Annotated in this window: 17 protein-coding genes; 8 read left to right on the top strand and 9 right to left on the bottom strand. The window is 60.4% G+C overall.

The window, feature by feature from the left end; genetic code table 11:
• The first annotated feature begins 42 nt into the window (after nt 1–42).
• Nucleotides 43–1,407 (top strand): DNA repair protein RadA, encoded by a 1,365-nt coding sequence (gene radA, locus AB5Y70_RS17615; RefSeq protein WP_010673036.1) that lies wholly within the window; start codon nt 43–45, stop codon nt 1,405–1,407.
• Nucleotides 1,408–1,460: 53 nt separating this feature from the next.
• Here radA and AB5Y70_RS17610 read toward each other — a convergent pair whose 3' ends face one another.
• Both AB5Y70_RS17610 and AB5Y70_RS17605 read right to left on the bottom strand, forming a co-directional pair.
• Entirely contained in the window at nt 1,461–1,847 is a 387-nt protein-coding gene (locus AB5Y70_RS17610; RefSeq protein WP_029313755.1) for a PilZ domain-containing protein, read from the bottom strand.
• A gap of 102 nt (nt 1,848–1,949) precedes the next feature.
• A complete protein-coding gene (locus tag AB5Y70_RS17605; protein WP_049636476.1) occupies nt 1,950–2,432 on the bottom strand; it encodes an Rsd/AlgQ family anti-sigma factor in 483 nt (160 codons plus the stop codon).
• A 338-nt stretch (nt 2,433–2,770) separates the two neighbouring features.
• On the opposite strand from AB5Y70_RS17605, the gene hupA reads away from it, so the two are divergent.
• Nucleotides 2,771–3,043 carry a nucleoid-associated protein HU-alpha gene (gene hupA, locus AB5Y70_RS17600; RefSeq protein ID WP_005305063.1) on the top strand — a complete coding sequence of 91 codons (273 nt, stop codon included), beginning with the start codon at nt 2,771–2,773 and terminating at the stop codon, nt 3,041–3,043.
• 113 nt (nt 3,044–3,156) lie between these two features.
• On the top strand, nt 3,157–3,582 hold the full coding sequence (locus AB5Y70_RS17595) for a hypothetical protein (protein WP_029313758.1): 426 nt from the start codon (nt 3,157–3,159) through the stop codon (nt 3,580–3,582).
• Between the two features lie 83 nt (nt 3,583–3,665).
• Here AB5Y70_RS17595 and AB5Y70_RS17590 read toward each other — a convergent pair whose 3' ends face one another.
• Nucleotides 3,666–3,815, bottom strand: coding sequence for a hypothetical protein (locus AB5Y70_RS17590; protein ID WP_080944170.1), 150 nt, complete (start codon nt 3,813–3,815; stop codon nt 3,666–3,668).
• A 2-nt stretch (nt 3,816–3,817) separates the two neighbouring features.
• Nucleotides 3,818–4,804 (bottom strand): tRNA dihydrouridine(20/20a) synthase DusA, encoded by a 987-nt coding sequence (dusA, locus tag AB5Y70_RS17585; protein ID WP_049636475.1) that lies wholly within the window; start codon nt 4,802–4,804, stop codon nt 3,818–3,820.
• A 136-nt stretch (nt 4,805–4,940) separates the two neighbouring features.
• Between dusA and zur the strand changes: the two genes are divergently transcribed.
• Genes zur through AB5Y70_RS17570 form a run of 3 tightly spaced genes read left to right on the top strand, consistent with a single transcriptional unit; the run spans nt 4,941 to nt 6,083 of the window.
• Nucleotides 4,941–5,399: a zinc uptake transcriptional repressor Zur gene (gene zur, locus AB5Y70_RS17580; RefSeq protein ID WP_049636537.1), complete on the top strand. Its 459-nt coding sequence runs from the start codon at nt 4,941–4,943 to the stop codon at nt 5,397–5,399.
• Nucleotides 5,389–5,850, top strand: a complete 462-nt coding sequence (locus AB5Y70_RS17575; RefSeq protein ID WP_010673043.1) for a chemotaxis protein CheX — start codon at nt 5,389–5,391, stop codon at nt 5,848–5,850. The genes zur and AB5Y70_RS17575 overlap by 11 nt, the downstream gene beginning before the upstream one ends.
• A 5-nt stretch (nt 5,851–5,855) precedes the next feature.
• Entirely contained in the window at nt 5,856–6,083 is a 228-nt protein-coding gene (locus AB5Y70_RS17570) for a hypothetical protein (protein WP_049636474.1), read from the top strand.
• A gap of 90 nt (nt 6,084–6,173) precedes the next feature.
• On the opposite strand, the gene brnQ is transcribed toward AB5Y70_RS17570, so the two are convergent.
• Nucleotides 6,174–7,436 (bottom strand): branched-chain amino acid transport system II carrier protein, encoded by a 1,263-nt coding sequence (gene brnQ / locus AB5Y70_RS17565; RefSeq protein WP_049636536.1) that lies wholly within the window; start codon nt 7,434–7,436, stop codon nt 6,174–6,176.
• Nucleotides 7,437–7,671: 235 nt separating this feature from the next.
• Nucleotides 7,672–8,382, bottom strand: coding sequence for a tRNA1(Val) (adenine(37)-N6)-methyltransferase (locus AB5Y70_RS17560; protein WP_049636473.1), 711 nt, complete (start codon nt 8,380–8,382; stop codon nt 7,672–7,674).
• Between the two features lie 127 nt (nt 8,383–8,509).
• Between AB5Y70_RS17560 and srmB the strand changes: the two genes are divergently transcribed.
• Nucleotides 8,510–9,730 (top strand): ATP-dependent RNA helicase SrmB, encoded by a 1,221-nt coding sequence (gene srmB / locus AB5Y70_RS17555; protein WP_041210934.1) that lies wholly within the window; start codon nt 8,510–8,512, stop codon nt 9,728–9,730.
• A 187-nt stretch (nt 9,731–9,917) separates the two neighbouring features.
• On the opposite strand, the gene yaaA is transcribed toward srmB, so the two are convergent.
• From yaaA to tapT, 3 genes are read right to left on the bottom strand one after another with little or no spacing between them, the layout of a single operon-like run.
• Nucleotides 9,918–10,691, bottom strand: a complete 774-nt coding sequence (yaaA, locus tag AB5Y70_RS17550; protein WP_049636472.1) for a peroxide stress protein YaaA — start codon at nt 10,689–10,691, stop codon at nt 9,918–9,920.
• 32 nt (nt 10,692–10,723) lie between these two features.
• Nucleotides 10,724–11,833, bottom strand: a complete 1,110-nt coding sequence (locus AB5Y70_RS17545) for a PilT/PilU family type 4a pilus ATPase (RefSeq protein WP_041214461.1) — start codon at nt 11,831–11,833, stop codon at nt 10,724–10,726.
• A 23-nt stretch (nt 11,834–11,856) separates the two neighbouring features.
• Nucleotides 11,857–12,891 (bottom strand): type IVa pilus ATPase TapT, encoded by a 1,035-nt coding sequence (gene tapT, locus AB5Y70_RS17540; RefSeq protein ID WP_010673050.1) that lies wholly within the window; start codon nt 12,889–12,891, stop codon nt 11,857–11,859.
• A 39-nt stretch (nt 12,892–12,930) separates the two neighbouring features.
• On the opposite strand from tapT, the gene AB5Y70_RS17535 reads away from it, so the two are divergent.
• Entirely contained in the window at nt 12,931–13,632 is a 702-nt protein-coding gene (locus tag AB5Y70_RS17535) for a YggS family pyridoxal phosphate-dependent enzyme (RefSeq protein ID WP_049636471.1), read from the top strand.
• The last annotated feature ends 18 nt before the right edge of the window (nt 13,633–13,650 follow it).

Genomic DNA, 13,650 nt, shown 5'->3' with positions numbered 1-13,650 from the left:
CAAGTATATCAAGCAGGAATTCATCCTGTCCCCGAGTTATCCATGGCCAAAAACAAAACCGCCTATGTTTGTTCCGAATGTGGAGCCGACTTCACCCGCTGGCAAGGCCAGTGCAGCGAGTGCAAGGAATGGAACACCATCACCGAGGTGCGACTGGGGGTGACGACACCCGGCAAGAGCGCTCGCTATACCGGTTATGCGGGCGCCGTCGGCAGCCAGGTGCAGACCCTGGCAGAGATCGCCACCACGGAGATCCCCCGTTTCAGCTCGGGCTTCAAGGAGCTGGACCGCGTACTCGGTGGCGGCGTGGTCCCTGGTTCGGCCATTCTCATCGGCGGCAACCCCGGGGCCGGCAAGTCGACCCTGTTGCTGCAGACCATGTGCGGCCTGGCGCAGCGCATGAAGACCCTCTATGTGACCGGTGAGGAATCACTGCAACAGGTGGCGATGCGGGCCGGTCGGCTGGGTCTGCCCACGGACAAGCTGCGCATGTTGTCCGAGACCAGCGTAGAGCAGATCTGCCTCATTGCCCAGCAGGAGCAACCTCAGATCATGGTCATCGACTCCATCCAGGTGATGCACGTGGCGGATGTGCAGTCCGCGCCGGGGTCCGTCTCCCAGGTGCGGGAGTCGGCGGCGCTGCTGACACGCTATGCCAAGCAGAATCATGTGGCCATCTTCATGGTGGGCCACGTCACCAAGGACGGCACCCTGGCGGGCCCCAAGGTGCTGGAGCACTGCATCGACTGCTCCGTGCTGCTGGATGGCGGGCACGACTCGCGTTTTCGCACCCTGCGCTCCCACAAGAACCGCTTCGGTGCGGTCAACGAACTGGGGGTCTTCGCCATGACCGGGCAGGGAATGAAGGAGGTGAGCAACCCTTCCGCGATTTTCCTCAGCCGCGGGGAGGAGCAGGCTCCGGGCTCCATCGTCATGGTGATCTGGGAAGGCACGCGCCCCCTGCTGGTGGAGTTGCAGGCGCTGGTGGATTACTCCCAGCTCTCTAATCCGCGCCGGGTGGCGGTGGGGATGGACCACAACCGTCTCGCCATGCTGCTGGCGGTGCTGCATCGTCACGGCGGGTTGCAGATGGCGGATCAGGATGTGTTCATCAACGTGGTGGGTGGCGTCAAAGTCGAGGAGACCAGTGCGGATCTGGCGCTGCTGCTGGCCATGGTGTCGAGCTTCCGGGATCAGGCCCTGCCCAAGGATCTGGTGGTCTTTGGCGAAGTGGGGCTCTCCGGCGAGATACGGCCCGTGCCCTCGGGTCAGGAGCGACTGCAGGAGGCGGCCAAGCACGGTTTCCGCCGAGCCATCGTCCCGCATGCCAATGCGCCCAAACATCCTATCGAGGGGATGGAGGTGGTGCCGGTGAAGAAACTCTCCGATGCCCTCGAGGCCCTGTAACCGACCATGAAAAAGGAGCGTATGGACGCTCCTTTGTTTTTCTGCCTGCCCGCTCAGGATTCGGGGGGGACGTGGTCTCGGTGTTCTTGCAGCAACTGCTCCAGCTCGCGATGGAGCAGTTGCTCCTCTCCGATGTTCAGCTCGATCATCCGCTTGAGGTGCGTGGCGCTGTCGATGTCGATGTGGTGGCAGTAAAACCCCAGCTTCTTGCTGGCTTCGTGGGTCAGCTCGACCTGCATCTTGATCTCGATGTCGCTGCCCCCGAGCACGAAGCAGATTTCGTACTCCTTGTCCTCGCTGGCGACCCAATCCTCGGGTCTGAGCAGCAGGGCTCCCTGAAGGGAGACATCGACCAGCTGGGTGCGCCACTGGTGTTCACCCTGGGTGAGCTTGGCGGCGGTCAAATAGAAAATCCGAGTAAAGTGGCGGCGCTCGGCCATGGTCGTCTCCGGTCTGCGTGCGAGCAAGATGCTCATCCTTCATGTTGCAGAGTGTAATCCAGCTGGCACGCCAGGATATTGAACTGGCTCCGATATTGAATATCAGATCTGCTGATGGCTGAGGGATTCCACCACCTGCAGCGCCTTGACCAGCCGATCCTCCTGTTTGAACCTGTCCTCCAGCACGGGGCCGAGTTGGTTCAGATCCTCGTCCAGTTGCAGCAACTGGGCTTCGTCGGCGTTGCTGTACTTGTCGTTGAACTCCAGCGCGAATTCGGTACAGGCACGGATATGGGGGTAGATGCGCTTGGCCAGCTCCAGTTTGTCCCCGCTGGCTTGCTCAAAGGCGGTGACGACGTGGTTGTAGATCTCGAAATGGCCTGCGCTGACGTAGTCGACCAGTTGTTCGCAAAAACGTTGCAGTTCTACATGGCCTGGGAGGGTGCGTTGCTTGCACTTGGCGGGCATGAGGCCTGCCAGTCGCATGTACTCGACCAGCAACGCCTGTCTGGCATCCAGCCAGTCATCTATTGCTTTGTGCTTGCCTGCCAGCGCGCGCTTGGTTTTTTCCAGTTCAGTTAACATAGTCCCTCCATGGGCATGGCATGCGGCACTCGGGTCGCACGCCTCCGGTCATTCTCATCGACTGACGACACTCCTATAACTAGGGAAAATCCAGTTGACCGTCAATAGGAGTGTAGGGATATTGTTACATCAGGCGGGGATTTGCATGCCTCTCCCCACCGGTGCTTCGCATCCTGTCGCCCATCCAGGGGACAAGGGGGCGATATATGTGACTATTTCCGCAGATCTTGATGAAAACCCCAGCATTCAAGCCAATCCGGCTGATAAAGCCTTTGCCTGAGTGTTTTTTTTTGAATAGAGTGGCCCGGTGCTAAATGCCCGATCATAAAGGAAATGTTATGAACAAAGCTCAACTTGTCGATGCAATTGCCGCCAAAGCAGACCTGAGCAAAGCTCAGGCCAAAGTCGCTCTGGAAGAGATCATCAATGGTATTACCCAGAGCCTGAAAGAGGGCGATGCCGTTCAGTTGGTGGGTTTTGGTACCTTCAAGGTCAACCATCGCGCGGGCCGTACCGGTCGCAACCCGCAAACCGGTAAAGAGATCCAGATTGCAGCCGCCAATGTGCCGTCCTTCGTGGCTGGCAAGGCGCTGAAAGACGCTGTCAAATAAGATCGTCTTGTAATCAAATGAAACCCGGCTTGTGCCGGGTTTTTTCTTGCCATCTTCGTCAAAATTTGTTTCAGATACACTCAGGATATGGCATGCGCTGTAGCGAGGTGGATATGGAACAGAAAAATGCCATTCGGCAGGTAGCCGTCCCCTGGGCTCCCTCTCGTCAACTCCCTCCCGGCCTGGTCGTGGCCGAACTGCATCAGGATATCTGGAGCGACACCCTGACCGTCATGCTGGGGCGTGCTCGCAGCATCGATCTGCCTCCGTTGCCCCTGTGCCGGGTGAGTTTTCGCCACATCTTCGCGGTGCGGGTGATGGAGGATTGTGATCTGGCGGAGGGGCGTGACAGCCACGTCATAGAGGAGCAGATCCAGCTCATCACCCCGTCCCGTTTCGCCAGCTGGTTCCATCAGGAATCCGATGGACTGCACCTGGATGAAGATTTGCAGCACTACCGCATCTCGACCTGGGATTACTGCGCCGATGTGCTGACCTCTTCTCCCCCTGAACTCCAGTTCATGGTTCAGGAAGAGTAAGCCAGACTGTCGGGTCACCTCCGTGGTGACAAAAAAGCCGGCGCAGGGGCGCCGGCTTTTTCTTGTTCGGGAGCGTGGGGCGCTTAGCCCAGGATCTGGTCCCGGTGCAGCCCCAGCACGATCAGCAGCCCGATGAAATAGAAGGCGCTGAGCTTGATGCCGAGAATGGTGAGCAGGCCGGCGCACAGACGCACCAGGGCCTTGTGCAGCCAGGATCCGGTGAAGCGGTACATGATCACTCCACCGCGTCGGCCGGCGCGAACTCCGGCACCTTGGCCATGGCGTCCAGCACCACTTGAATGTCGGCCCCCGGTTTGCAGGCATTCTCGCTCAGATGGCGACGCCAGGCGCGCGCCCCCTGCATGTTCTGGAACAACCCCAGCATGTGGCGGGTCATGTGGGAGAGGTAGTTGCCCTTGGCCAGCTCTTGATCGATGTAAGGCAGCATCATCCGCACCACCTCGTGGCGGCTCGGAACTACACGGTTCTCGCCGAACACCAGATTGTCCACCTGGGCCAGAATGTAGGGGTTCTGGTAGGCTTCGCGGCCCATCATGACCCCGTCGAGGTGCTGCAGATGTTCAAGAGTCTGCTCCAGACTGGTCACCCCGCCGTTGATGGCAATGGTCAGATCCGGGTAATCCTGCTTGACCTGGTAGACGCGAGGATAATCGAGGGGCGGGATCTCGCGGTTCTCTTTCGGGCTCAGGCCGCTCAGCCAGGCCTTGCGGGCATGGACGATGAAGGTATCGCAACCGGCGTCCCGTACCTGCTCGATGAAGGCCTGCAAGAACTCGTAGGAGTCTTGATCGTCGATGCCGATACGGGTCTTCACGGTGACCGGAATATCGACCACGTCGCGCATCGCCTTGACGCAATCGGCCACCAGTGCGGGTTCGCCCATGAGGCAGGCGCCGAAGCGGCCGTTTTGCACCCGATCGGAGGGGCAGCCGACGTTGAGGTTGATCTCGTCATAGCCGCGCTCCTCGGCGAGCCTGGCGCAGCGGGCCAGGTCTGCCGGGTTGCTGCCACCCAGTTGCAGGGCGAGAGGGTGTTCCTGCTCGCTGTAGCCCAGATAGTCGCCCTTGCCGTGGATGATGGCGCCCGTGGTCACCATCTCGGTATAGAGCAGGGTCTGGCGGGTCATCAGACGGTGGAAATAACGGCAATGCCGATCGGTCCAGTCCAGCATGGGGGCGATGGAAAAGCGCTGCGCCTGCATAAAAATCATCCGGGTTGGCCAAACAAGGGGCGGGATTCTATCACAACGTGAGACAGCCCCAGAAAATGAATTTTGTCGCCGCGCACTGGGGGCCCTGTGATAGTATCCGGCTAATTGACAGGGTATCTGCGTGAACATGAATCAAGACCAACTTCTACAACGAGCGGAACGCCTCTGCGAGCAGCGCGGGATCCGTTTCACCCCGACACGGCGCCAGGTGTTCCGGCTGCTTGCCGCCCACGGCAATGCCATCAGTGCCTATGATTTGCTGGCCCAGTTGCAGCAGACCGAGGCTCATGCCAAACCGCCTACCGTCTATCGGGCGCTCGACTTCCTGCTCGAACAGGGCTTTGCCCACAAGGTGGAGTCGCTCAACGCCTTCATCTTCTGCTGCCACTTCGACCATGCCCACCCGATGCAACTGCTGATCTGCGATCGTTGCGGTGAGGTAGTGGAGCTGCACGATCCCGCCATCGACGGCGCCTTTTCCGAGCAGGCTCATCAGCATGGTTTTACTATTACCAACAAGACCATAGAAGCCCATGGTCAATGTGCCCGCTGTTCCGTTACCGTAGGAAGTCAAGATGAAGGCTGATTTTGTAAACCCGTTCCTGCTCTCCCTGCTCAACGTGCTCTCCACCATGGCACAGCTGGAACTCAAACCGGGCGCGCCCAAGCGCAAGACGGACGAGCTGGCTCGGGGAGATGTCTCCGGCCTGATTGGCATGGTGGGTCCGCAGACCCGGGGTTCCCTCTCCATCAGCTTCGAGAAGGGGCTGGCACTGGAGATCATGCGTCGCATGCTGGGGGAGGCGCCGGCCACCATCAACGAGGAAGTGACCGACATGGTGGGCGAGATCACCAACATGGTGACGGGCGGCGCCAAACGCATGCTGGGGGAGAAGGGCTATGAGTTCGACATGGCGACCCCGGTCATCGTCTCCGGTCCCAATCACACCATTACTCACCGGGCCGACGGCGCCAAGATCATGATGCCGTTCGAATCGGAGTATGGCCGTGCCACCATCGAGATCTGCTTCGAGTAATCGCCATGTGGAAGATGCTGAAATGGAGTGTCATCGGTGGGGTGGTGCTGCTTATCCTGTCGGATATCGAGATCAGCACCTCTCTCTACAAGTACGAAGATAACCGCGTGGAGATCAACTTCCCGCGCTGGCAGGCTGACCAGCCCTGGTGCACCCTGCGCTGGCATGAGGGCCGGTTTGAGCATCACTGGTACGGTCTTGCAGGCAAACCCAAGCCAGCAACCGTCCTCTGAAGAGCGCTCTCCACAACGGATGAACCAGATTGCACCAACAAAAAAGAGGCCAGCAAATGCTGGCCTCTTTCATTTGGTCAAGATCTGTTATCAGGCCGCTTCTGCAGCCAGCTTGCCATTGCCACGCACCATGACACCGAGGCCACAGGCCAGCAGGGTCGGCAGCAACCAGGCCAGGCCTTTGTCAAACAGCGGCAGGAAGGCGAAAGCATCCATCTTCATGCCGGCGGCGCCCAGGCCGTCCAGGCAGCCGAACAGGAAGGCGACCAGCAGCACGGAGCGGAACACCAGGCGGGGGCGACCGAAGTAACCCTTCAGGAAGGTGACCAGTACCAGCGCCACGGCAACCGGGTAGATGGCGACCAGCACCGGAATGGAGAGGCTGATGAGCTGGCTCAGGCCCACGTTGGCCACGATGCCGCAGATGACACCCAGCAGCACGACCAGCTTCTTGTAGCTCATGCCGGTCAGGTTGTGGAAGAAGTCGGAGCAGGCGGAGATGAGGCCGACGGCCGTGGTGAAGCAGGCCAGGGTGATGATGGCTGCCAGGATGAACTGACCCGGTTGGCCGAACAGACTCAGCACGTAGGCGTTGACGATGGCACCGCCGTTGCTCACGTCGGTGGCGACGCTGGCAGCGGTGTTGCCCAGCTGGAACAGGGAGACATAGACCACGGAGAGACCGATGGCGGAGATGATGCCCGCGATGGCCAGGTACTTGAACTGGCTCTGGTAGTCATGGATGCCTTTCTGGCGCAGTAGGTCGACGATCAGGGCACCGAACATCAGGGACGCCAGGGTGTCCATGGTGTTGTAGCCTTCCAGAATGCCCTTCACGAAGGGGGTGCTCTGGTAGTCACCGGATGCGGCAGGCATGCTTCCTTGCGGTGCGACGAAGACACCGATGGCCAGAGTCAGCAGCAGCAGCATCAGCAGCGGGGTCAGGTACTTGCCGATGGCATCCATCAGCTTGCCCTGGTTGAGGGAGACCAGGATGGCCACGCCGAAGAACAGTACTGTGTAGGCAGCCAGACCGGATGGTCCCATGTCGCCAAGGAAGGGCTTGAGGCCCATCTCGTAGGCCACCAGGCCGGTACGGGGGGCGGCGAAGGCCGGGCCGATGATGATGTAGATGGCGACGGCCAGTGCGGTGGCCACGCCGGCCGGCAGCAGCTTGGTCATGCCGGCCCAGCCGTTGCCAGCCTTGGCGACGGCGATGATGGTGATGAGGGGCAGGCCCACGGCGGTGACCAGGAAGCCCAGCATGGCCAGGGAGAGGTGCTCACCCGCCATGAAGCCGGCCAGGGGCGGGAAGATGATGTTGCCTGCGCCCAGATAGAACGCAAAGGTCATGAAGCCCAATCCGAGTACATCGGACAATGTGAGTGATTTCGTCAAGTTCAACCTCGTCTGTCTTGTAAACTATTGCTTGTTATAGTTTTTTATTTGTCAGTGACCGGCACTTTCCGGGGGTAAAAAAAAGAGCCCCGCTGGTTTTTTCATCGCGACCAGTGGTTTGAACTGGTCTTGAGCGGGCGCTCATTTAGCAGTCAGCATAATGATGTGAAAAAATAGTTCAAGGCAAAATTTACATCTTCAAATAGAAGGGGCTGGTTAGTTGGATATATCTGTCGGAATAGCCTCCCGTGGCAGAATGGATCACAATTTCACCCCTCTCACACTTGTTTAATCCTCTGCCAAGCAGCAATAAAACACGATTTGCCTCTTTCCCCTCTCTGGTGGTAACAGCCAGATAACAACGCTCATACAGATCATAACTCGACGAAATGCATAAAATTTCATCCGCCATCGCCGTGGGCAGCACCAGGGCCAGTTGCCCGGTACGGCTCAGCAGGCGATCGCTGGCGGCCAGCAATCCCCTGGGGTCGAGCCCCCCGGTATGTCGCGCCAGAGCCCTGGCCGGATCGCGAAGTGTCTGGCCTGCCGGGAAATAGGGCGGGTTGGAGACGATGAGATCGTAAGGGGGGGCGAGGTGATCCTGAATGGCGCTCTCTATGATGGTGACCCGCTCACGCCAGGGGGAGGCCGTCACATTCTCATGGGCCTGCATGGCTGCATCCTTATCCAGCTCCACCCCGTCTATGTGGCAGTCGTTCGTGCTGCGCTGGGCCAGCATCAGGGCGATGAGGCCGCTGCCGGTGCCGATGTCCAGCACCCGGCGGGCGCTGTCGACCGGCGCCCAGGCTCCCAGCAGAATGCCGTCCGTACCGACCTTCATGGCGCAGCGGTCGTGATCGATGTGAAATTGCTTGAACGTGAAACCGTTGTTGCGCCCCATTCGGCCCTCCTCCTGTGCCTGCCCGCGGAAAATGGCCGGCGATTATAGCGGCTAAGCCACAGTCACCATAGGAGCCGGCGGCATAATCGCCTATAATCTGCCGCTTCCTTAATGACCGAGTATTGCCATGAGCCAGTCCTTTGATGATTTCGACCTGAATCCAGCCCTCAGTCGGGCCTTGGCCGAGATGGGATTCACCCGCCCCACCACCATCCAGCAGATGGTGCTGGAGCCAGCCCTGGACGGCCGCGATATTCTGGCTTCTGCGCCGACCGGAACCGGCAAGACCGCCGCCTTCCTGCTGCCCGCGATGCAGCACCTGCTGGACTTCCCGCGTCGCAAGCCGGGTCCGTGCCGCATGCTGATCCTGACTCCGACCCGCGAGCTCGCGCTGCAGGTGAGTGCTCACGCCAAGGCCCTGGCGGTGCACACCCATCTCAGCATCGAGACCATCATCGGTGGCGTCAGCCATGAAGAGCAGCTGCCTGCCCTGACCAAGACCACCGACATCGTGGTGGCCACCCCTGGCCGTCTGCTCGAGTACATCGAGAAAGAGGAGTTCGAGAGCCACGACATCGAGGTGCTGGTGCTGGATGAAGCGGACCGGATGCTGGACATGGGCTTCATCAAGGACGTGAACCGCATCGTGGAAGAGGCGCGCTACCGCAAACACACCATGCTCTTCTCCGCCACCCTGGAAGGGGCCGGCCTCGAGAAGTTTGCGAGCGAGATCCTCAAAGATCCGGTTGAGCTGCACGCCGAGCCGCCCCGCAGCGAGCGCCGCCCCATCACCCAGTGGATCCACCTGGCCGATGATGCCGCCCACAAGCTGGCTCTGCTGGTGCACATCCTGAAAAACCCGGAGACCCAGAAGGCCATCATCTTCGTCAAGACCCGTGAGCGACTGGCGGAGCTTTCCGGCCAGTTGCAGGCGGCAGGCGTGCCCTGCGCCTGGATCCGTGGCGAGATGGAGCAGGCCAAGCGCATCGAGTCTATCCGCAAGTTCCACGAAGGGGAGGTGCCCTTCCTCATCGCCACCGACGTGGCCGCCCGCGGCATCGACCTGCCGAACGTCAGCCATGTCATCAACTACGACATGCCCTACGGCGCGGATGTCTATGTGCACCGCATCGGTCGTACCGGTCGTGCCGGCAACCGTGGCTGCGCCATCAGCCTGGTGGAAGCTCACGACATGGCCATGGTCGCCAAGATCGAACGCTACACCGAGGAGCGCCTCAAGCGCCGGGTGATCGATGAGCTGCGCCCCAGACACAAGGAAGCGCGGGTGCCGGTGAAGAAGAAAAAGCCGAAGGATGCCAAGAAGTCGGCAAAGAAGAAAAAGAAGTAATGCCCCCGAGCACAGTTGAAACGGCCATCCCAGGATGGCCGTTTTGCTGTCTGCTGCCTGGGGAGTGGCCTGAGAGAGGCGCAGAAAAAAGCCGACGCAAGGACGTCGGCCAACAAAAAGTGCTTACAACAGAGGATTCACAGAGTCAGACCCGAGGATCTCCGACTTGGTTCCCTTGAATGTGTAATTAATTTTCAGCGCGCTTGAACATCAGGGTATTGGCGTCGGACTCTTCCGGTACAAAGTAGTAGCCGTCGGCATTGAAACCGGTCAGCTGTTCCACCCGGGTGAGCCGATGCTTGATGATATGGCGTGCCATCATGCCGCGGGCCTTCTTGGCGTAGAAGCTGATGATCTTGAACTGGCCGTTCTTCTCGTCCTTGAAGACCGGGGTGATGATGCGCCCCTGCAGGGCTTTCGGGCGCACCGACTTGAAATACTCGTCGGAGGCGAGGTTGATCAGTACGTCGTCCCCCTGGGCTGCCAGCGCCTTGTTCAGGTGCGCAGTGATGATGTCGCCCCAGAACTGGTAGAGGTCCTTGCCGCGCTGGTTGTCGAGGCGGATCCCCATCTCCAGGCGGTAGGGCATCATGAGGTCAAGCGGCCGCAGTACGCCATAAAGGCCGGAGAGCATGCGCAGGTGGGCCTGGGCGAAGTCGAGGTCGGCCTCGCTGAAATCTTCTACGGCCAGACCGGTGTAGACGTCCCCCTTGAAGGCCAGCAGCGCCTGGCGGGCGTTGGCCGGCGTGAAGTCAGGCTGCCACTCGGCAAAGCGGGCGGCGTTGAGGCCGGCGAGCTTGTCGCTGATCTTCATCAGGCTGGCGATCTGGTCCGGGCTCAGTTGACGAGCCCGGGTGATCAGTGCTGCGGAGTGGTCCAGCAGTTCGGGTTGGGTGAAACGGGAGGTCACCAGGGGTGACTCGTAATCCAGCGTCTTGGCCGGGGAAACCACAATCAGCATAACTGTCCTTTACTAGCGGTGACGCACACCCCTCATTCATCCAGGGTCACGTTGTCGAGAGTGCCTGCGCCCAGCTGCTCGCGACCCGACAGCTTGATGAGCAGTCGCAGGTCGTTGGCGGAGTCGGCATGGGCAAGGGCCTCACTGTAGCCAATTTGGCCGGCGCAGAACAGGCCGAACAGCGCCTGATCGAAGGTCTGCATGCCGAGCTCGCCGGATTTGGTCATCACCTCCTTGAGTCTGTGCATCTCTCCCTTGCGGATGATGTCGGTGACGAGCGGGGTGTTGAGCAGGATCTCGAAGGCGGCGACCCGGCGCTGCCCGTGAGCGGAGGGGAGCAGCTGCTGGGCGACGATGGCGCGCAGGTTGAAGGAGAGATCGAACAGGAACTGGCGGTGCTTCTCCTGGGGGACCAGATGCAGGATGCGATCCAGCGCCTGGTTGGCATTGTTGGCGTGCAAGGTGGCGAGGCAGAGGTGCCCCGTCTCGGCGAACTGGATGGCGAATTCCATGGTCTCCTGGGAGCGGATTTCACCGATGAGGATGACATCCGGGGCCTGGCGCAGGGAGTTTTTGAGGGCGACATCGAAGGATGCGGTGTCGATCCCCACCTCCCGCTGGGTCACCAGACAGCGATCGTGCTGATGGACGAACTCCACCGGATCCTCCACCGTCAGGATGTGGCCGTCACCGTGCTGGTTGCGAAAGCCGATCATGGCCGCCTGGGTGGTGGACTTGCCGGCGCCAGTGGCGCCGACGAAGAGCACCAGCCCGCGTTTGGCCATGGCGACCTCCTGCAGGATGGGAGGCAGCACCAGCTCGTCAAAGGTGGGGATGCGGGTCTCGATGCGGCGCAGCACCATGCCCGGCATATCCTGTTGCCAGAAGGCGCTGACCCGAAAGCGCCCCAGCGAGCCCCGCTGGATGGCGTAGTTGGCCTCGCGGGTGTGCAGGAAGCGCTCGAAGTGGGTCTCGTCCAGGCTCTCCCTGATCAACGCCAGCGCCGTCGTCTTGTCGAGGGGAGCCGGCCCGAGCGACACCAGACGCCCGTTGACCTTGAGGGTCGGGGGGGCATCGACCGTGATGAAGAGATCCGAGCCCTTTTGTTCAACCAGTGCGGCGAGCAGAACATCCATGTTCATGGCGACTCCTTGGGTGTGCGAGCTTAAATGGTATTGGGATCGACCGCCTTGGCCTTGGCATCGAGGGAGGCGACGACCCCCCGGTTGACCAGCTGCTTGAGGCTCTGGTCCATGGTCTGCATGCCGTGGGTCATCCCGGTCTGGATGACGGAATAGAGCTGGGCCACCTTGTCTTCCCGGATGAGGTTTCGCACCGCCGGGATCCCCAGCATGATCTCGTGGGCCGCCACACGGCCGCCACCGATACGCTTGAGCAGGGTCTGGGAGATGACCGCCCGCAGGGATTCGGAGAGCATGGATCGCACCATGTCCTTCTCCGAGCCGGGGAAGACGTCGATGATACGGTCGATGGTCTTGGCAGCCGAGGAGGTGTGCAGGGTGCCAAACACCAGGTGACCGGTTTCGGCGGCGGTCATGGCGAGGCGGATGGTTTCGAGGTCCCGCATTTCACCTACCAGGATGATATCCGGGTCTTCCCGCAGGGCCGAGCGCAGGGCGTTGCTGAAGCTCTTGGTGTCGCGGTGTACTTCCCGCTGGTTCACCAGGCAGCGCTTGTTCTCGTGCACGAATTCGATGGGATCCTCGATGGTGAGGATGTGGTGGTGGAAGTTGTCATTGATGTAATCGACCATGGCGGCCAGGGTGGTGGATTTGCCCGAGCCGGTGGGCCCAGTCACCAGCACCAGGCCGCGAGGGTACTCCGCTATCTTGCGAAATATCTCCGGCGCCCCCAGATCGTCCAGGGTCAGAACGGTGCTCGGGATGGTACGAAACACGGCGCCCGAGCCGCGCGCCTGCTGGAAGGCGTTGACCCGAAAGCGTGCCATGCCGGGTACTTCGAAGGAGAAGTCCACCTCGAAGTTCTCCTCCAGCTCCTTGCGCTGGTGGTCATTCATGATGTCGTAAATGAGAGCATGGACTTCCCGGTGATCCAGGGCGGGCAAATTGATCTTGCGAACCTCCCCATCAACCCTGATCATCGGGGGGACCCCGGCCGAGAGGTGTAGATCCGAGGCCTTATGCTTTACACTGAATGCCAATAACTCTGTGATATCCATAGATTTGTTATTCTCCCATCACAAGATTACGAACGAAATATGAGCCAGATTGCCCAGCACCTGCTTCAGGTAAAGGAACGTATTGTAGAGGCTGCCCGGCGTGTTGGCCGCAGCCCAGATCACATCCAGTTGCTTGCTGTCAGCAAAACCAAGCCGCTGGGGGACATTCAGGCTGCCTATGCCGCCGGTCAGCGGCGCTTTGGCGAATCCTACGCCCAGGAGGCCGCGCTCAAGATTGATGCCTTGCGCGAGCAGAACGCCTGTACAGACATAGAGTGGCACTTTATCGGTCCGCTGCAATCGAACAAGTCCAAGCTGGTGGCGGAGCGGTTCGACTGGGTTCAAAGTGTCGATCGCGACAAGCTCATCGAACGCCTCAACAATCAGAGACCGGGTGGGCTCGCGCCGCTAAATATCTGTCTGCAAATCAATATTAGCGGAGAGAGCAGCAAATCCGGTACGTCGGAGCAAGAGATTTTCCGCCTGGCCTCCCTGGTGGCCCAAAGCGAGCGGCTGCGGTTGCGCGGCCTGATGGCCATCCCCGAGCATACCCGCGACGAGGGGGTGCTGGCGGCCCAGATGGCGCGCATGCAGGCTCTGTTCACCGAGCTTGCGCAACAATACCCGAGCGTCGACACCCTTTCGATGGGGATGACCGAGGATCTCGAGCCGGCCATTGCCCATGGCAGCACCATGGTGCGGGTCGGGACCGCCATCTTCGGGGCCCGCGACTATTCATGAGCAAGAGCCGGGGCGAGA

Source organism: Aeromonas sp. s1(2024) (genome assembly GCF_040908005.1).
In the GTDB taxonomy this organism is placed as follows: Bacteria; Pseudomonadota; Gammaproteobacteria; order Enterobacterales; family Aeromonadaceae; genus Aeromonas; species Aeromonas caviae.
The sequence above is the reverse complement of the archived record's forward strand: the minus strand, read 5'-3'. Positions and strand labels throughout refer to the sequence as shown.